The organism is Agrobacterium sp. NPDC089420, from assembly GCF_044900305.1.
In the GTDB taxonomy this organism is placed as follows: Bacteria; Pseudomonadota; Alphaproteobacteria; order Rhizobiales; family Rhizobiaceae; genus Agrobacterium.
This window is the reverse complement of the sequence record NZ_JBJDMY010000003.1, coordinates 93,901-113,099: the sequence shown is the minus strand read 5'-3', so window position 1 is coordinate 113,099 and position 19,199 is coordinate 93,901. Positions and strand designations below refer to the sequence as shown.

Sequence of the window (19,199 nt, the reverse complement as noted above, 5' to 3'; positions counted from 1 at the left end):
GCGACATGGCGGTATCCGCAATGACGACAACGGATAAACAGGTGAAGGGGCTGCCCATCGCTCGGGTTTCGTCGGTTCAGAGACGCTTTGGCGAGGGTTTCGGCTTCTGGCTGCTCCTGCTGCCTGCACTGATTTTTTTCATCGCCTTTTTCGTCGTGCCCACTGCCTCGCTGTTCGGCCTTGCCTTTAACAAGTCGGTAGCGGGGGTCATAACCCTGTCGAGCGCAATCACCTTCGACAATTTCGCACGAATCTTCACCCGCGCCATCTATTACGAGGCCATTCTTCGATCCGTTGGCATTGCCGCCGTGGTGGCGCTTGTCTGCCTGGTGCTTGGATATCCGCTGGCCTATGTCATCGCCAAAACGGTCAATCCCGGCCGCAACACCCTGCTGATGATCCTCGTCTTGTCGTCCATGCAGCTCGACATGGTCATCCGGCTTTACGGGCTGATGGTGCTCCTCGGCGATAACGGCCTCATCAATGGCGCACTCATCCGCATGGGCATCATTTCACAGCCATTACCGCTGATGTACAACATCTTCGGCGTCGTGGTCGGGCTGGTGCAGATCACGCTGCCCTTCATGATCCTTTCCCTGATCGGCATCATCAAATCCATCCATCCGGCGCTGGAAGAGGCGGCCAGATCGCTTGGAGCCTCCCGCAGCCGGGCCTTTTTCTCGATCGTGCTGCCGCTTTCCATGCCGGGAATTCTGGCGGGCACGCTGCTGGTCTTCGCACTCGCGATTTCATCCTATGTGGTGCCGGCACTGATGGGCGGCTGGAAGGTGATGGTCATGCCGATCCACATCTACCAGCAGGTGGCGGAAACCGGGCGCTGGCAATTCGGCGCGGCAATCGCCGTCGTCCTCTTCGTCACCAGCCTGATGGCGATCGCCATCTATCACCGCGCTGCCATGCGCACCACGGGAGGGCGCAGCTGATGCGTGAGGAATCATCCATTCCGCTTGTTTTCAGGCTTCTGTCGGCACTGACGCTGACCATCCTGCTGGTGCCGGTCATCATCGTCATCCTGTCCGGCCTGAATGCCGGCGACTACCTGACCTTTCCGCCGCAGGGTTTTTCCCTGCGCTGGGTCTACGCCTTCCTGACCTCGCCGACCTTCCTTTCGGCCTATGGCGTTTCCTTCCTCGTCGCCGGCATCTCGACAGCGATTTCGACGGTGCTCGGCACCATGGCGGCCCTTTTCCTGACACGCGCTTCCAGCCGTCTTGCCGCACCTTTGCGCGCCTTCTTCATGATGCCCATCGTCTTGCCCGGCGTCGTACTTGGCCTTGCGCTCTATGTGTTCTACGTCACCACGGGCATCGGGCTGGCGCGGAGCATGGCGGGTCTGATCGTCGGCCACGTCATCGTCACCTGCCCCTTTGTCATCGCCACGGTCACCGCCGCCCTCGTCGGCTTCGACCGCAGCCTGGAGGAGGCGGCGCGGTCGCTCGGGGCTTCCCCCTTCACCGCCTTTCGGCTCGTGACGCTGAAGATCATTTCGCCGGCCATTTCGGCGGGCACGATCTTCGCCTTCATCATTTCCTTCGGCCAGTTCGAGGTAACGCTGTTTCTCTCGACGCCAAACCTGCAGACGCTGCCGATGGCGATGTATGTGGCGCTGCGCTACGCCTTCGAGCCCACCGCGGCTGCGGCCGGCATCTTCGCCATCCTCCTCGTCGTCGTTTCGATGGTGGCGACATCCAGGCTCATCAATCTGAAGCGTATTTTCGGCGGCTAGGGCTCCGCCGGACATTCAATGAAATACCCGTATCCATAGATTCAAAAACAAGGGGAACATGGACATGACAGGAATGACATTCGATCCCGGCCGCCGCAGGCTCCTCAAGATGGGGGCTGCAGCGGCAACCCTGCCGCTCTTCAACATCAACCACGCCTTCTCGCAGGACGTGACCTATGACGGCTCGGTTTTCGATGCCGGCGGGGCGGTGCTGCGGATCGGGGAATGGGGCGGCCCCTGGGGCGAGTTGGTGCACAAATATCTGCTGACCGACTTCGCCAAGGACTTCAACTGCAAGATCGAATATGATTCCACCTGGCCGTGGTTTCCGAAATTCGTCGCCAACGGGCCGCAGAAACCGCCGCTCGACATCACCAACTGGAACCTGCCGGAAATGTTCAAGACGGCGGGTGCGGGTGATTTCTTCCACACGATCGAAGACATCCTTCCCAACCTGCCGAATGGCAAAAATCTCTGGCCTTTTGCCACCTCGAACGGTGTCGGCGTCACCTGGGCTTTCAACCAGTATGTGCATGCCTATCGCACGGATCTCGTTACCCCGCCGCCCACCAGCTTCAAGGACATGTGGAAGCCGGAATTCGCCGGCAAGCGCGGCACCTACATCACCTCCAACACGCTGCAGATGGACTTCTTCCTCGTCGCCTGCTCGCTCTTCGGCAAGGATCAGTATGATCTCGACGCCGGTTACAAGGCGATGAAGGAATTGATGCCCGCCAAGATTTCGGATTTCACCGGCAACATGCAGACGCTGATGGATCGCGGCGAGGTGGTCATCGCGGTGCAGAGCGACGCCGAACCCATGCAGGCCCGCGACAAGGGCGCTCCCTTCGCCGTCATGTACTGGAAGGAACTGCAGCCGATCCTCACCCAGACCTATACGATCAGCCGCTATTCCGAACCGACCCAGAAGAAGCTGGCCTATGCGCTTCTCAACCGCGCGCTTGAGCCGTCCTTCATGACCAATATGGGCATGGAATTCTACCTGCGTCCCACCGTCTCCAATGCCGTGCTGCCGGATAATCTCGTCAAGGCGGGTATTGTCAACAGCGCCGACGCCATCAAGGATTTCTGGCTACCGGACTGGAAGGCCTATCTCGAAAACGAAGACGAGATCGTCGAGACCGTCAACGAAATCTTTGCGGGCTGACCTTCGCAGCGGAAGAAGGGCGGCGCCCGCAAAACAGCGTAGCCGGCGCCGGCCACGCCCCAGAGGGAAAGGACAACGGAAGACGATGTCGGACATTCAACTGAAAAGCCTCGTCAAATCATATGGCGACAATGTCGCGGTGGCGGGCATCGATCTGCACATAGAGCAGGGCGAGTTCTTCTCGCTGCTCGGACCTTCCGGCTGCGGCAAGTCCACGACATTGCGCATGATCGCCGGCTTCATCCGCCCGACATCGGGGCAGATCCGGATCGGATCGGATGACGTGACCCACCTGCCGCCGGAAAAGCGCGACATCGGTATCGTCTTCCAGAATTATGCGATTTTTCCGCATATGAACGTGGCGGAGAACATCGCCTTCGGCCTGAAGCTGCGAAAGAAATCCAGGGAGGAAATCGACAGCTCCGTCGCCTTCGCCTTACGTCAGGTGGGGCTTGCCGGATACGAGGACCGTTATCAGCGCCAGCTCTCCGGCGGCGAGCAGCAGCGTGTGGCGCTTGCCCGCGTGCTGGTCACCGAACCGCGCATCCTGCTTTTGGATGAACCGCTTTCGGCGCTCGACAAATCGCTGAGGGAGGAGATGAAATACTGGATCAAGGACCTGCAGAAGAAACTCGGCATCACCACCGTTTACGTGACCCACGATCAGGACGAGGCGCTTACCATGTCCGACCGCATCGGCGTGATGCAGAAAGCCAAAGTTGAACAGGTGGGCACGCCGCAGGAAATCTATGAAAGGCCGAAGACGCTTTTCGTCACCACCTTCATCGGTCAGTCCAACGTCATCGATGCCACCGTCAAGGGCCGCGACGGCGAAAGGCTCGCGGTCCGCTTCGGTGACAGCACGGCGCTGACGCGTCTTCCGTCCGACAATTTTTCCGAAGGCAAGGCCGTCAAGCTGGTGGTCAGGCCGGAAAACATCATCATCGGCGAGGCCGGCACCGGCCTTGCGGCAACCGTCGTTTCGGAAACCTATCAGGGCGCCCTGGTCCGCTACCATCTTTCGGTGGGCGGGCAGGATATCGTCGCCGAACGGCAAAACCAGTCCCATCTCGCCAAGCTCTCGCCCGGACAATCGGTCGGCCTGACCTGGGACCCGGAACGATCCGAAGTGCTGGTGGCCTGAAGCCCGGCACCGGAACCAGAAAATCGGGAACGGATGCAATGTGCGGCGACTATCCGCGCAGGCGCCCTTCCCTTGCCTATCGACAGGAGAAAGACATGCGTATTGGCATTGATGTGGGTGGTACGAATACCGACGCCGCCCTTATGGATGGGGCAGCGGTCATCGGCGCGTGCAAAAGCCCGACAACGGCCGATGTCGGCTCGGGCATCGTGGCCGTGCTGAACAAGCTTCTGGGCATGACCGGCGTGTCCGTGTCGCAAATTCAGGCGGTGATGATCGGCACGACCCATTTCACCAACGCCGTGGTGGAGCGCAAGCGCCTGCTGGAAGTTGCCGCCATCCGTCTCGGCCTGCCGGCCACCAAGGGGTTGCCGCCGCTGACCGACTGGCCGAGGGACCTTGCCGACACGCTCGGCCGCCACACCTTCATGCTGCGCGGCGGGCATGAATTCGACGGCCGCACCATCGCGCCCCTGGACGAGAAAGGTCTGATGGAGGTTGCCGCCACCGTGCGCGAACGCGGCCTGAAAACCGCGGCGATCACCTCGGTTTTTTCGCCGGTGACGCCGGAAATGGAACTGCGCGCCGCCGAAATCCTGCGCGATGCAGTCCCCGACATCGCCATCTCGCTCAGCCACGAGATCGGCAGGGTGGGTTTTCTCGAGCGCGAAAACGCCTCGATCATGAATGCCTCGCTGGCGGAACTTTCGCGCAAGGTCGTTTCCTCCTTCCGCAATGCGCTGAAGGAACTCGACATCAAGGCGCCCTTCTTCATCAGCCAGAACGACGGAACGCTCATGTCGCCCGACTATGTGGAGCGTTATCCCGTTCTCACCTTCGCGTCCGGGCCGACCAACTCGATGCGCGGCGCGGCCATGCTGGCCGGCGTCAAGGAGGCCATGGTGGTGGATATTGGCGGCACGACATCGGATGTCGGCATGCTCGTGCACGGCTTTCCCAGAGAATCGGCGGTTGCCGTCGATATCGGCGGCGTGCGCACCAATTTCCGCATGCCGGACGTGCTCGCCATCGGGCTCGGCGGCGGCTCGCTGGTGCGTGACGAGGGTGCACGCATCGGTCCCGATTCCGTCGGTTACGAGATCACCAGCAAGGCGCTGGTTTTCGGTGGCGATACGCTGACCACGACGGATATAGTGGTGGCGGCCGGGCTGGAGGATATTGGCGACCGCTCCCGTGTTGCCCATATTCCCGCAAAAACCATCGACACCGCGCTCGACACCATGCACCGCATGGTGGACGAGGCCGTGGACCGCATGAAGACGAGCGCCGATCCGCTTCCCGTCATTCTGGTGGGCGGCGGCTCCATTCTGGTATCGCGCGACCTTCCTTCAGCATCGAGGGTCCTGAGACCCGAAAACGCCTCCGTCGCCAACGCCATCGGCGCGGCGATAGCGCAGGTAGGCGGCGAGGTGGATCGCATCTTCTCGCTGGAAGGCACCTCGCGTGACGCCGTTCTGGCGAGCGCAAAGGCAGAAGCCACCGAACGCGCGGTGAAGGCGGGGGCAGCAGCAGCCTCCGTCAAGATCATGGATATCGAAGAAGTACCGCTTGCCTATCTGCCCGGCAGCGCCACCCGCATCCGCGTGAAGGCGGTCGGCGATCTGGTGATCGGTTGAGGACATGGCGATGAAACTCACACGCGAACATCTTGCCGATCTTGCCGTCGGTGCGGCCTTTCTGGGAACCGGCGGCGGCGGCGACCCCTATGTCGGGCGCATGATGGTACAGCAATGCCTGGACGAAGGCTGCGAGGTCGAGCTCATCGACCCCACGGAATTGCCCGACGACAGTCTCGTCATCCCGACAGCCATGATGGGGGCGCCGACCGTGCTGGTGGAGAAAATCCCCTCCGGCGACGAAGCCATTTTCTCGCTACGCCGTCTCGAAAAACGCCTCGGTAAAAAGGCCGGTTACACCATGCCCATAGAAATCGGGGGCATCAATTCCACCATTCCGCTGGTCGTCGGCGCCCGGCTTGGTCTGCCCATCGTCGATGCGGACGGCATGGGCCGCGCCTTTCCGTTTCTCGAAATGGAAACCTTCGGCGTTTACGGCATATCCGGCTCGCCCATGGCGGTCAGCAACGAATGGGGCGATTGCGCGCTGATCGAAGCCGTCGATAACCGCCAGATGGAATGGCTCTCCCGCGCCGTCGCCATTCGCATGGGCGGCTGCGCCTATATTGCGGAATATGCCATGAGCGGCGCGGAGGTGAAGCGCACGGCAATTCCCAATACGCTGACACTGGCGATCCACATCGGCAAGGTGTTGCGCAAGGCGCAGGAGGACCACATCAATCCCATCGAGGCGCTGCTGGGTTTCCTGCCGTCCACGCTTTACCGTTATGGCCGCGTCATCTTTCAGGGAAAGATCGTTGATGTGATGCGTGAAACCAAAGCCGGTTTCACCATGGGCCGTGCCCGCATAGAAGCCGTTGTGCCATTCGCCTCCCAGATGGAGATCGAAATCCAGAACGAGAACCTGATCGCCAGGCAGGATGGCAGGGTAAAAGCCATCGTGCCGGACCTGATCTCGATCATGAACACGGAAACCGCCGAGCCCATTACCAGCGAAAACCTGCGCTACGGCCAGCGTGTCACCGTCGTCGCCGTCTCCGTGCCCGAAATCATGCGCACGCCGGAAGCCCTGAACGTCTTCGGCCCGGCCTGCTTCGGCCTGAAGGAACCCTTTACCTCGATTGAGGAGATCGACTGACATGGCAATCATAACGGAGCAGGATATTGACGATCTGGCCGTGGGTGCCGCCGTTCTCGGCACCGGCGGTGGCGGCGATCCCTATATCGGCAAGCTTCTGGCCAAGGCCGCCATCGAAAAATATGGCCCGGTCGATCTGATCGCGCTTGACGCGGTGCCCGATGGCACAGCCGTGGCGGCCTGCGGCGCGATGGGGGCGCCCACCATCCTCATCGAAAAAATCCCCTCCGGCGAAGAGGGCGACCTTGCGCTTGAGACCTATGAGGATCACACCGGTATCGATGTCGGCGCCATCATTCCCTTCGAGGCGGGCGGCATCAATTCCATGATCCCGATCGTGCTTGCGGCAAAGAAGCGCGTGCCGGTCATCGATGCCGACGGCATGGGTCGCGCCTTCCCGCAGCTCGAAATGGAAACCTTCAACGTCTACGGCGTGCCGGCCAGTCCGGTTGCGGTGGCCGACGAACGCGGCAACCGCGTGCTGATCGAAACGGAAGATGCTGCAAAGGCCGAGTGGCTGGCCCGCGGCGTGACCATCCGCATGGGCGGCCAAGCCTATATCGTCAATTACGGCATGGATGGCGCAACGGCAAAACGTGTGTCGGTGCCGGCTACCATGTCGCTCGCGATTGGCATCGGCCGGACCCTGCGCGAGGCGGCCGCCGGGCATCTCGATCCGGTCCGGGCGCTTGTCGATTTTTTTGCGGGCACGCATTATGGCCACGCCGAAATCATCACCTCCGGCAAAGTCTGCGATGTCGCCCGCAAGGAGGAAAACGGCTGGTCGGTGGGCATCGCAACCATCGAACCCTTCGACACCTCGAAGCCGAAGGTCAAAATCCGCATCCAGAACGAAAATCTCGTGGCCGAGGAGGAAGGCGGCCGCGTGCTGGCGATCGTTCCCGATCTCATCACCGTGCTCGATATCGACACGGCCGAAGCCATCACCACCGAGAGGCTGCGTTATGGGCAGCGGGTCAACGTGCTGGCCGTCAGGGTGCCGCCCATCATGCGCACGCCGGAAGCACTTGCCGTCTTCGGTCCCGCCGCCTTCGGCCTGTCGCAAGCCTACCGGCCACTCGGCTCTTGACGAACGCCCGGCATCGGGCACTGATAATGCCCTGCCCCTGCCGGACATCTTTCCGGCAGGGGCAGGTCGTGCAGTGACGAAAGAGGACCGATGCCGAGCCGTGCCCTGCGTGAAAAGCCGCCGCATGCCGTAAGAACCTTTACCGGCGCCGGGCTGCGCTTCAGCCCGCCGCGCATGCTTTTTTCAGGCATTGAGAGGCCTTATCTGCTTTCCAAGCTGGCCGCAGGGCTCGCAAGACAGATCGTCGTCCTTCGCGCCCCGCCCGGTTTCGGCAAGACCGCGCTAATGAAAGCGGCCTATGAGCGTCTGGTGGACGGCACGCTCACGCTGCCCGGCATGCGCGATACGGCGGTTTCCCACTGCTCCTGGCTAAATGCTTCAGGCATTGCCTCGCCTGAACGTTTCGTCGGCGACTTGCGTCAGTCGCTTGGTCTTGCGGCGATGGCGGACGCGCAGGATGCCCTGATCGATGCCATGGACACCGTGGCGCAGCGGGATGGGCTGACCATTCTTTTTATCGACACGATCGATGAAATCGATACCGGCGGCCGATACCGGCTTATGGAACAGCTCATCCTTTCCGCGCCCGATACGCTTCGCATCGCCTGTTCCTCCTGCTCTCCCGCACAATTGCCGCTTGCCCGGCTGAAGGCACGCGGGGTGCTGACGGAAGTGACGGCGCGCGAACTCGAATTCGGGCGGTCCGACCTGCGGCGGCTTCTGGCCCGCGGCGCGATGTCGGCGCTCGTCGATCCCCTGATGGAGATTACCCGCGGCTGGCCCGCTCTGGCGCAGCTTGCCGCCGGTATCGTCACCGGCGGCCCCACGGAAGAAGAACGCCGCCTGCTGCTCGCCGGCACCCATACCGATCTGACCGATTACGTTCGCGAAACCGTCATCAACCGGCTTTCCCCCGCACTTTTGACCTTGCTGCGGCAATTATCGCCTTTTTCGGAATTTCGCCTCGATCTGGCATCCGATCTTGGTTTGCCTGTCCTGCCCGAAGACGATCTGGCCATGCTCGAGGCCATGCATCCGGTTATAGAGAACGGACCGAACGGCTGGCTGTCGCTGCATCCCGTGCTTCGCACCTGCCTCGAAAGGGACACCGCCTTCGTTTCGGAGACGGAAAAAAAGGCGCTTCATCGCCAGGCCGCCATCTGGTTTGCAACCCGCGCCCATCTGGAGCGCGCCGTTTCTCACGCGGCGCAGAGCGGTGATTTCCGTATGGCGGAAGAAATCATCGGCAAGGCCGGCGGCGTCGATATTTTCCTGCGGGCCGGACATCAGGTGCTGGAGCATCTGATCGATAATTTTCCGCCGGAAATCCTGCATGCCTCACCCGGCCTGATGGTCTGTTATGCCGTCGTGCTTTCCAAGCGTGGAAATGCGGCCGCCGGGCGCGAGCGGCTCGATATTCTCAAGGCTAACGGCGAATGGTCGGCTGCCGCGCTCGCCGCCGTCGACCGCAGCGTCCTCGACCATATCGACAGCCTGATCGATGTTTACGAAGACCGCCGCATGACCGCAGCCGAGGTGGAACGGCTGGAACGGGCCGCCGCCGCCCTGCCGCCGCACGCCACTTGGGAACTGGCCTGGCTCTACAACCACCTCTGCATCATCTATACCCGGACCGGCGACCTGGAGGCGGCAAGGCGGGCGGCGCTGAAGGCGCTCGGATATTATCGCGAGGAAAAAACGCCCTATGCCCAGGTCTTCATGCTCATCCATCTCGGCCTCGTCAGCACGCTGACCGGTGAATTTTCCGCCGCCCTGCAATTTTGCCGGGAGGCCGAGGAACTGGTGGAACGGGTGCACTGGACGGACAGGAACCTGCTCGCCATCGTGCGCCTTGCCGCTGCCGATGTGCTTTATCAGCAAGGTGAGGTGCTTCATGTCGAGCAGACGCTGACGGAATGCGTGGAGCCGCTGATACGCGGTGAAAGCTGGGTCGACCTGTTCATGCGGCTGTTCTGGCTGCTCGCACGCAGCCGTCTTCAGGTCGCAGGCTTCGATGCCGCCGCCGCCGCAATCGACAAGGCCGAGGAAGTGGCGGTGGAGCGTAACCTGCCGCGCCTGAAGACAGCGGCTGCGATCATGCGTGTCGATCTGCTCGTCAGGGCCGGCATGATCGAGTCGGCGACGCAGGCGATGGAACGGGTGGAAATATTGAAGCAGGCGGGCGGCCCGGATAACTGGACCTGGCGGGAAGCCTATGATTTCGACATCGCAACCGCCCGGCTGGCGCTCGTACAGGCACAGGCGCCACAGGCGTTGCAAACACTCGAAACCCTGATCCTTTCCGCCAAGGCGTCCGGTCGGGCCTATCACCGCATGCTGGCGGAAATCCTGGCGGTGCAGGCGTCATGGAAAGCAGGACGGCAACAGCAGGCCTTCGCCTATCTGCAGTCGGCCATCGCGCTTGCCCGCGCTCACGAAGCGACGCAACTCTTTACCGACGAGGGACACGATCTGGCCACCACCTTGCGCGCCATCGTGCGCCGTTTCGGCCTGAAGGTATTCAGCCCGGACGCCGTGGAATTCATGAGCCGTATCGTCGGACACGGTCTCGGCCGTCAGCCGCGCACGATGCCGTCGCCGGGCAGCAGCGATGATGGCGCAGCCCACGCTGCCGGACTACTGAGCGGCCGGGAAACCACCGTTCTGAAACTTCTTTCCGAAGGCCGCAGCAACAAGGAAATGGCCCGCGATCTTGGCCTTTCCGAAGCAACCGTAAAATTCCACCTGAAAAACATCTATGCGAAGCTTGGCGTCAGCCGGCGTGGCATGGCCGTTTCCGTCAGCAAACATCTCAAGCTGACCGACCGCGAGTAGCGCCGACATCGACGCCCGAAGATTGCCGGCGCCAACGAAGCAAGGTTCCGAAAACCGGACTACCCCTGGGCCATGTTCAGGCAAACAACGGTCCTGTCATCACTGAACTCCGCCGTTGTCGACCCTTTAACGGATGGATAATCCTGCAGCTTGTGAAAATCCGCCGCCTCGACACGCGCGAACTCGGCTTCCCAGGCCGGGATATCCGTTCCCACCGGCAGGGACAGGTAACCGTCGGTGAAAATTTCAAGGCTTGAGAGTTCCTGCTTGGAAATGCGCAGATCCACGGTCCCTTCATCGATGACCCTTCCGCCATTGATCGATGCGTAACCCAGGACGTGGCCCCGCCTGTTTGCGAATTGCGGCTGAACACGGATACCACCCATCAGGAATTCCTCGACCGCTTCCATGTGGTTCTGAAGACCGCTCATAGCGGCGGCGGCGATGACAACATCATCCGCATCCTGCGCCGTCATGACACCGTTTTCGACAGCGGAACGCAGGCCCGAGAAGATCGTCGCACGGGTGCGCGCTTCAGCCTCGTCACCATCGCCGGTGGCCGCGAAAATCTGCTTGAACACGAAGATGCGCGCCGAAGTACTCACCATGTCGATCAGCTTTGTGTGCTGCAACAGGCGGGCGCCGTTGATCCTGATGCCGGAATCGCCGGCCAGCAGCAGACGAAAGCTGTCGCCCATATCCGCCACGATCGCCAATGTCGTCGATGGCGGATGGCTGGCATTGATGCGCCGCGCCTCGTTTTTCAGAATATCGCTGATATTCTGAAAGAGCGCGGGCGCGGCGAGTGTTTCCAGCGTGCCGTCAAGGCTCATCTCGGCCACGGCCCTGGCGGCGGCAAGGGCGGCAATGCGGCCGGAACTCAGCCCATTGTAGCTTGCGCCGGTCGGATCGGTCGCGCCGTCGAAAACGGCCAGAACCCGCCCGGGAATGAGAAGCGCCACATCGTCCCCCGGCATTGCGGCGTTCTTGTATTTCGATTGCGAAAAGCTCGCGATATTCATCTTTCTGGTGTCCTTGCAGAGGGAGGCTGGCGGCGACATACAAGTCGCCGCTGCTGCAGTTTTGAATGATATTGTTCGGGTTCAGACGAAAGAGGCTTCCTTGTCCTCCGACAGCCGGAAGACGACGAAGACGCAAAGCCCGGTACTGACGAGAAGCAGGGTGGAGAGAGCCGCCGCCGTGCCGAACTCGCCGTCGATCACCTGGATATAGATCAGGACGGGCATCGTGATCGTCCGCGCCGTATAGAGGATCAGCGTCGAGGACAATTCGTTGATGGCGGTGATGAAGCTCATCAGCGAACCGATGATGAGACCCGGCAACATCAAAGGCACCGTCACCGATATGAAGGTCTTCGCCGGCGAGGCACCGAGATTGACTGCGGCCTCCTCGATAGAAGGTTTGATCTGCCGGAGGATCGAGGTCGTGGAGCGGACGCCGTAAGGCAGGCGGCGGATGAACACCAGCAGGATGATGATGAGCGCCGTGCCGGTGATATCAAAAGGCGGATAGCGGAACGTCGTGACGTAACCAATCGCCATGACGACGCCGGGTATCAGATAGGGCACCATCAGCAGGAGATCCAGCGAACCCGATATCGCATTGTCGCGCCTCACCACGATGAAAGACAGCAGACCGGAAACGATGGCGATCAACACAACGGCGGCAATCGCAAAGGTGAAGCTGTTGGCGATCGCCTGCGGAGAATCGCGAAGAATGCGGGCATAACTGTCCAAACCGAAGCCGCCCGTGAAGACGGGACCGCTGGTTGCGAGGAACGATGTATAGATGACCGTAAGCGACGGCAGCATGGCGACAAACACCACCAGATAGCAGAAACCGTGCACGATGAACGACTTCAGCGGGCGCATGGATCGCTTCACCGGCCGGTTCGTCAATGAACTGGCATAACGGCGGCGGGCGAGAATACGTCTTTGCAGCAGCAGCGCAGCCATGGAAATGGCGATCATCACCATCGAGATCGTGACCGCCATGGTCGGCGTACCGGCCATTTCCGAGGTATATTGGGCATAGGCGATGGTCGACAGCGTCCTGATGCCCTTGCCGAGAATCGCCGGCGTTCCGAAATCTGCGATGGACAAGACGAAGCAGATGATCGCACCGGTGCTGACGGCCGGAAAGACCAGCGGCAGGGTTATCTTGCGGAAACGCTCGAATGCCGTGCAGCCGAGGTTTTCCGCTGCATCCTCATAGGACTTGTTGATGGTATTCAGCGCGTTTTCCGTCATCAGGAAGATATACGGGAAGAATTTCAGGCTGAAGACCATCACGATGCCGGGTATCCCGTAAATGGTCGGCAACGAAATGCCGGCAAAGGACAGCAGATTGGTGACCGCCCCGTTGGCGCCAAACAACATGATCCAGGCATAGGCGCCGATGAAGGGCGGCGCGCAGAGAACCAGCACGGCGAAGGTAGCGATGAAGGTGCGCCCCTTGATACGGTAACGCGAGGTGCAGAAGGCAAGCGGAATTCCGAGAAGACAGGCCCCCAACATGCCGAGCACGCCGATGACGAGCGTATTCCACAATGCCACGGTGTAGAAGCGCCGCGTCAGCACCTGAACATAGTTGCCAAGACCAAAAGCCCCCGTCTTGGCGTCGAAGAAACTGATGAAAAAAACACTGAAAATCGGCAGGATCAAAAAGATTGCCAATATGACAACGGCGAACGCCGTTACGCTGGTCCAGAAACCCGGCAATTTCAGGCGGAAACCGCCTGAGGTCGCAGTTGCGGTCGCATCCGTCATGACAGGCGCTCCCCGGTGACGCCTTCACCGAACAGCTGCGTATCACCCGCACGCCAGGAAAAAACGGTTTTCTGGTCAGGCTGAAGGGCGATGATGTCCGCCGATGGCTTGGTGATCGCCTCGATTTCCTCGCCCGACGGCAGTATCGCGGCAACGTTCATCTCGCGGCCGGTGAAGCTGACCTGCCTTATGGTGACAGGCAATTCGATGCGGTCTTCGCCATCCGCCGCGCGCGGGCCAACGGCGACCACCTCTGGCCGGATGGCGGCGATAACGGTTCTTTCCGGCGCAATGGCATCAAGCTGCGGCAATGCCACCGCATGGCCGGAAATGGATGTTTGGCCGCCCGAACGGTCAAGTGTCAGGAAATTGTTTGCCCCCACGAAGGAGGCAACGAAACGGTTGGCGGGGTTGTTATAAACTTCCCAGGGCGCTGCCGCCTGCTGGATTACCCCGCCATACATCACGCAGACCAGATCGGACATGGCAAGCGCCTCCTCCTGATCATGCGTCACGTAGACGGTGGTAATGTTCATGGCCTGCTGAATTTCACGCAGCTCGCGCCGCAGATCCACGCGCAGTTTCGCATCCAGGTTGGATAGCGGCTCGTCCATCAGCAGCACTTTCGGATTGATGACGAGCGCACGCGCCAGACCGACACGCTGCTGTTGACCGCCGGATAATTCGTGCGGCATGCGCTTGGCATAGGGTGTCAGCTGCACGATGTCGAGGATCTTGCCGACACGTTCGCGAATCTCTGCGGAGGACGCCTTGCGCTGCTTCAGCCCGAAGGCGATGTTGTCGAATACGGAAATATGCGGGAAGACCGCATAATCCTGAAAAACCATGCCAACATCGCGCTTGTGGGCGGGCACATGTTCGATCGCCTGTCTTTCGATACTGATGCTGCCGCTGTCCTGCTGGTGAAATCCGGCAATCGTGCGCAAGAGGGTCGTCTTGCCGCATCCGCTCGGACCGAGAAGCGTAAAAAACGAGCCCGATGGGATGGAGATATTGATGTCGGAGAGGGCGACGACCTCCCGGTAACTTTTCTTGATGCTGGTAATTTCCACGGCGGCCATGTGTTGCTCCATGACAGATCCTGCGCGGCCCGGGACCACGTTGGACGAAACGAAAAGCGAATTGTGAATGGGGTAAAGGGGACGGTCGCCTTCGCGCCGTCCCCGGCAATTTGTTACTGGACGTCGAGCAATATCTCGTTCCATTTTTCCATCAGGCGCGCGCGGTTGTCCGCAGCCCATTTGAAGTCGTATTTCGCGTCTGGAACATCGGACAGCGGAACGAGTGCGGCATTGGCCGGGACATCGGTTCGAACCGAGCGGCGGCCTGCCTTCACCACGACTTCCTGCGCTTCCTTGGAAACGATGAAATCGATGAAGGCCTTGCCGTTGTCCGCATTGGGTGCCCCCTTGACGAGCGCCATGCCGTCTGGCGCGATGGCCGTACCCTCTTTCGGATAAACGATTTCGACCGGCGCGCTGCCGAGCTTGTAGCGCAGCGCGGCGTCCTCCAGCGTGATGCCGACTGCCTGTTCGCCGTCATTGACGAAACGCGGCACTGCGCCTGAAGAGGTGGAAAGAACAGAATTGCCAAGAATGCCGCTATAGACTTCCCAGCCCTTCTCCTCGCTGTCGAAATCCTGCAATACCGTCGCCATCTGAATATAGGCCGAACCGGACTGGTCGGCGCGAGCCGATGAAATCAGGCCCTTATAATCCGGCTTTGCGAGATCGGCCCAGGATGTGGGAACGGGAGCGCCCTTCAGGGCCTGCTTGTTGACGATGAAGGCCGTAACGACCGCCGTGAAAGGCACCCAGTTCGCGCTCGGCGAAAAGGCCGGATTGATCGATGCCGCTTCGACAGGCTTGTATGGCTCGAAAAGATCAGCGGAAAAGTCGATCACCGTTCCGTCGACGCTCCAGATCACGTCACCCGCCGCCTTGCCGCTTTCGGCCTTGATGCGGTTCATCAGCTCGCCGGACCCGGCTTTGACAAGCTCGACCTTGGTGCCGGTTTTCTTTTCAAACAACGGCAGCAACTCGTCCATGAGCTGCTGCGGCGCGGCGGAATATACCACGACAGTCCCTTCGGCATGAGCCAAAGCCGCGCTGGCAAGGAAGGTGGCGCCGGCAAAAAGGCGCGCAAAGATAGTGCATGATTTACGCATAAGGGGGCTCCGTTTTTTTGTTCCCTGACAGACCAAGCCCTGCGACATGATTTCTTTTTGATTTTGCCTGTCGCCACCCGCTGTCTGGAATTTATTTTCTTTACGTAAATTAATTAGTCAAGCCGGAATTTATTTTGAATGCAAAAATAAATTACCGGTTTGAAAAAACAGAATATTTCATGATCGGCATCCATAATCATCCAGCCCCGGAAACAGGTCGTGCGGGAAAACAAGGTGTACAATCGCCCGATTTGCGCTAATCATCCGGCGTAACTTCTCGCTGGAGACTTGCTTGATCGACCTCGGCTATAATGAGCGGCGTCTGCTCGAGATTTTGCGCGGCAAGGGAGGCATGTCGCGCATCGAACTGGCGCGCGAGATGGAGGTTTCTGCGCCGACCCTGACCCGCCTGACGGCCAATCTCCTGGAGTCCGGCCTCATCATCGAGGCGGAGGAAGCACGCAATGACGGCAAGCGGGGAAAACCGTCCACCGCCATCGAAATCAATCCAAACGGGCTCTTCACCCTCGGGGTCTATTTCAATCCGGACGATCTGCGTGTCTGTATAGCCGACCTCAACGGCACCATAAGGCAAGAAATCAGATCGGAGCTGGAGGGGCACAGTTTCGAACATATCATGGAGATGGCCGAGACGGCCGCCCGGCAGGTGCTTGAAAAAGCGAAGGTCAAAAAGAAAGATGTGCTGGGCTGCGGCATCAGCTTTCCGGGTCACTTCAAGCGGGATCGCGGCCATGTCTTCCGTATCAAGCAGTTCGAAAGCTGGCGCGATATCGACGTCGACAAGGACTTCCAGCCCTATTTCGATTTCCCCGTCTTTCACGAAAACGATGGCAATACGGTCATCCTTTCCGAGCTTTATTATGGGGCAGGCCGCAATATCCGCAATTTTGCAATGATCTGGCTGACCTATGGCATTGGCGGCGCGCTTGTCGTGCAGCGCCACCTCTACCGCGGCACCAATGGCAATGCGGGCGAGTTCGGCGGGCTGTTTCCCAAATCCCACCCCCGCCCCTCGGGACAGGACCTTTGCGACACTCTGGCTGCGCAAGGTGTCGGCATTCGCCGCCTGAAAGACATTGACGAAAGTTATTCCGATCATCCCGCCGTGATTTCCTGGCTCGAGCGGGCGACGGATCAGCTGCGTCTGCTGTCATTGACGGTCGCCCGCACGATGGACCCGGGAGCGATTATTTTCGGCGGATCGCTGCCGGACTGGATTCTCGAGCACATCGTCCGGCGTATCGGTTCGCTGGAAATACTCGGCGAAGATTTTTTCGTCGAGCCGCCGGAAATACGCAAATCCATGATGAGCGACCTGCCTCATCTCGGTGCGGCCAGCATACCGATCTACCGCGCCACCACGCCAAGCTATTATTCCGGCCGTGCCCTGAAAGGCTGGGCATGACGCCTATGGCCACCAGACCATCGATGGGCCGGGGCTTTTGGTCCCATGAGCGCCCCGGCCCGGCAGGCACGCCGAAGTCCCTGAAAAGCGCTAGTTCGGAGAGCCTGCGGCCTTGGCTATGCGCCGCCGGAATTCCGCCGTTCCCTGCATGATCTTGTCCAGAAGGGCATCTAACGCCCAGAACCGCTCCTGGATATCGAAGGTCACCGCTCGGCTTTCAATCCCACGGATGGTGCCGAGACGCTGGTGATAAAGCTTCGCCAGTTTGGGATAACCCATGGGCTCCGCCATGGCGGCAAGCGCCAGATAGACCGACAGTTCGTCAGCCAGTTCCGGCTGCCGGTCGGCTTGCGTCAGCAGCCATTTGTAAAGGTCGGGATGGAAATTGGTGAAGACACCCGTAAAGCCGCGGGATCCCGCCTTCATGGCATCGAACGCAATCGCGGCATTGGCATTGACGATGGCAAGCGGCGTATGCGCCGTGAGAGCCACGCGCCGCTTGACGGTTTCAAGATCGCAGGAGACGTCCTTGAGGATGACGAAGCGGCCGCTATCGGCGCAGACGGAGATTTCGGCATCGCTCACAAGGCGGCGATAAGGCGCGGGGCATTCATATAGGCCAAGCGGCAGTTCGGACGGCAGGCGATCAAGAAGCCAGCCGAGATCGTCGAGAAACTTCGAACCACCCTCCTGCCGCGCATCGAGCCGGTTGGTGACAAGCACCATGCCGTCGACACCCGTCTGCGCAATCGCGTTGAGTTCTCTCTGCTGATCCTCAAGCGCCTCGCTGATATGGCCCGAAGCGATGACCGGAATGCGGCCAGCTGCGGCCTTCTTGACGAAGGCGGCCAGTTCCACCCGCTCCTCAAGGGTAAGGAACATCATTTCAGAAGACTGGCACACGGCAAAAAGCGCGTCGGATCCATTGGCGATGTACCATTCCACGAGATTGGCGACACCCTCGAAATCTATTTTGCCGTCCCTGAACGGCGTGATCATCACGGGAATGATGCCTTCGATTCGTCTGGTCATTATTTTCGTCCTGTCAAACATAAGGGGTTCAAGCATTCCGGCGCGAAGACCGCGCTGTGGCGGATCAGAGCCGGTTCCGTGGCTGGCGGTTCGCAAGCACGTCGATCACGGCCTCGGCGGTAATCTGCCCGATGGAGGTGTAGGTTTCATAGGTTTCCGCTGCCGTGTGTGGCGTGGTCACGATCTGCGGCAGGGTAAAGAGCGGATTATCGGGCAGGGCGGGCTCCATCTCGTAGACATCGATCGCCGCCGCCTGAAGATGACCGCTGACGATGGCGTCGTAAAGCGCCTTCTCATCGACAAGGGCGCCCCTCGCCGTATTTATGAAAATCGAGCCGGGTTTCATCCGGGCAAAACGCCGGGCATCCATGAGACGGCGTGTCTCCGGCAGGCTCGGCATCATCATCACCAATATGTCGGAAGATGAAAGCACCTCATCCATGTCGCACAGGCGCACGCCAAGCGGCGTTGCGGCAGCCTGGTCGGGAAACTTGTCGTAGGCGATCACCTCCACGTCGAAACCGGAGAGTTTGCGGGCGATCTTGCGGGCGATGTTGCCGAAACCGAGGAGGCCGACGCGGCGGCCGATCAGCTCCTGGCCGACGAAACGGTCCCACGCGCCGCCGCGCAAGGCATCGTGCAGATAAGGTATCCGGCGCATTGCCGAAAGGATCAGTCCGAGCGTCAGCTCAGCCACGGCATTGGCGTTGCCGCCCGGCGCATTGGTCACCGCTATGCCGTGCCGATGGGCCGCGTCGATATCGATATTGTCGACACCGACGCCGAAACGCGCGATCGCTTTCAGCCGCGGCGCAAGGCCAAAGACCCGGTCATTCCAGGTGTCGACACCGGCGATAACGGCATCCACATCGTCAAGTCTTGTGGACAATTCATCAAACGTCATCGGACGTCCAAAGTCGTTTTCGACGACCCTGATGCCTTCCGCTTCCAGCATGGCCTTGGCGTCTGCGCAATAGCGGGAGTAATTGGTTGCCGTTACCAGTACGGTCTTGCTCATTGCAATGTCTTTCGGAAAATCGGAAT

Annotated in this window: 15 protein-coding genes; 9 read left to right on the top strand and 6 right to left on the bottom strand. The window is 60.3% G+C overall.

All coding sequences use genetic code 11. The features are described 5' to 3' along the window. Positions 1–5: 5 nt before the first annotated feature. The 8 genes from ACI2KA_RS05355 (at position 6) to ACI2KA_RS05320 (ending at position 10,720) form a co-directional block, all read left to right on the top strand. The gene (locus ACI2KA_RS05355) at positions 6–944 is read left to right on the top strand and encodes an ABC transporter permease (RefSeq protein WP_404499914.1); all 939 of its coding nucleotides are present in this window, start codon (positions 6–8) and stop codon (positions 942–944) included. Further along, a complete protein-coding gene (locus ACI2KA_RS05350; protein ID WP_404499912.1) occupies positions 944–1,747 on the top strand; it encodes an ABC transporter permease in 804 nt (267 codons plus the stop codon). Before ACI2KA_RS05355 ends, ACI2KA_RS05350 begins: the two co-directional genes overlap by 1 nt. Before the next feature lie 64 nt (positions 1,748–1,811). Continuing rightward, positions 1,812–2,915, top strand: coding sequence for an ABC transporter substrate-binding protein (locus ACI2KA_RS05345; protein WP_404499910.1), 1,104 nt, complete (start codon positions 1,812–1,814; stop codon positions 2,913–2,915). Positions 2,916–3,000: 85 nt separating this feature from the next. After that, positions 3,001–4,059: an ABC transporter ATP-binding protein gene (locus ACI2KA_RS05340; protein WP_404499908.1), complete on the top strand. Its 1,059-nt coding sequence runs from the start codon at positions 3,001–3,003 to the stop codon at positions 4,057–4,059. A gap of 95 nt (positions 4,060–4,154) precedes the next feature. Further along, positions 4,155–5,696: a hydantoinase/oxoprolinase N-terminal domain-containing protein gene (locus ACI2KA_RS05335; RefSeq protein WP_404499906.1), complete on the top strand. Its 1,542-nt coding sequence runs from the start codon at positions 4,155–4,157 to the stop codon at positions 5,694–5,696. A 10-nt stretch (positions 5,697–5,706) separates the two neighbouring features. Further along, positions 5,707–6,795: a DUF917 domain-containing protein gene (locus ACI2KA_RS05330; protein WP_404499904.1), complete on the top strand. Its 1,089-nt coding sequence runs from the start codon at positions 5,707–5,709 to the stop codon at positions 6,793–6,795. A gap of 1 nt (position 6,796) precedes the next feature. Further along, positions 6,797–7,885, top strand: coding sequence for a DUF917 domain-containing protein (locus ACI2KA_RS05325; RefSeq protein WP_404499902.1), 1,089 nt, complete (start codon positions 6,797–6,799; stop codon positions 7,883–7,885). A gap of 90 nt (positions 7,886–7,975) precedes the next feature. Next, positions 7,976–10,720, top strand: coding sequence for a LuxR C-terminal-related transcriptional regulator (locus ACI2KA_RS05320; protein WP_404499900.1), 2,745 nt, complete (start codon positions 7,976–7,978; stop codon positions 10,718–10,720). 59 nt (positions 10,721–10,779) lie between these two features. Here ACI2KA_RS05320 and ACI2KA_RS05315 read toward each other — a convergent pair whose 3' ends face one another. The 4 genes from ACI2KA_RS05315 to ACI2KA_RS05300 all read right to left on the bottom strand — a co-directional run bounded on the left by ACI2KA_RS05315 (position 10,780) and on the right by ACI2KA_RS05300 (position 15,697). Beyond that, positions 10,780–11,742, bottom strand: a complete 963-nt coding sequence (locus ACI2KA_RS05315; RefSeq protein WP_404499899.1) for a hypothetical protein — start codon at positions 11,740–11,742, stop codon at positions 10,780–10,782. Between the two features lie 81 nt (positions 11,743–11,823). Further along, a complete protein-coding gene (locus ACI2KA_RS05310) occupies positions 11,824–13,509 on the bottom strand; it encodes an ABC transporter permease (protein ID WP_404499897.1) in 1,686 nt (561 codons plus the stop codon). Beyond that, on the bottom strand, positions 13,506–14,603 hold the full coding sequence (locus tag ACI2KA_RS05305; RefSeq protein WP_404499895.1) for an ABC transporter ATP-binding protein: 1,098 nt from the start codon (positions 14,601–14,603) through the stop codon (positions 13,506–13,508). Before ACI2KA_RS05305 ends, ACI2KA_RS05310 begins: the two co-directional genes overlap by 4 nt. 101 nt (positions 14,604–14,704) lie before the next feature. Then, positions 14,705–15,697: an ABC transporter substrate-binding protein gene (locus ACI2KA_RS05300; RefSeq protein ID WP_404499893.1), complete on the bottom strand. Its 993-nt coding sequence runs from the start codon at positions 15,695–15,697 to the stop codon at positions 14,705–14,707. A gap of 292 nt (positions 15,698–15,989) precedes the next feature. Between ACI2KA_RS05300 and ACI2KA_RS05295 the strand changes: the two genes are divergently transcribed. Beyond that, positions 15,990–17,123: an ROK family protein gene (locus ACI2KA_RS05295; protein ID WP_404499891.1), complete on the top strand. Its 1,134-nt coding sequence runs from the start codon at positions 15,990–15,992 to the stop codon at positions 17,121–17,123. 90 nt (positions 17,124–17,213) lie between these two features. Here the strand turns inward: ACI2KA_RS05295 and ACI2KA_RS05290 are convergent, their stop codons facing one another. Together ACI2KA_RS05290 and ACI2KA_RS05285 are read right to left on the bottom strand one after the other, a co-directional pair. Next, positions 17,214–18,155, bottom strand: coding sequence for a dihydrodipicolinate synthase family protein (locus tag ACI2KA_RS05290; protein ID WP_404499889.1), 942 nt, complete (start codon positions 18,153–18,155; stop codon positions 17,214–17,216). 64 nt (positions 18,156–18,219) lie between these two features. Continuing rightward, positions 18,220–19,173: a phosphoglycerate dehydrogenase gene (locus tag ACI2KA_RS05285; RefSeq protein WP_404499887.1), complete on the bottom strand. Its 954-nt coding sequence runs from the start codon at positions 19,171–19,173 to the stop codon at positions 18,220–18,222. Between the last annotated feature and the right edge of the window lie 26 nt (positions 19,174–19,199).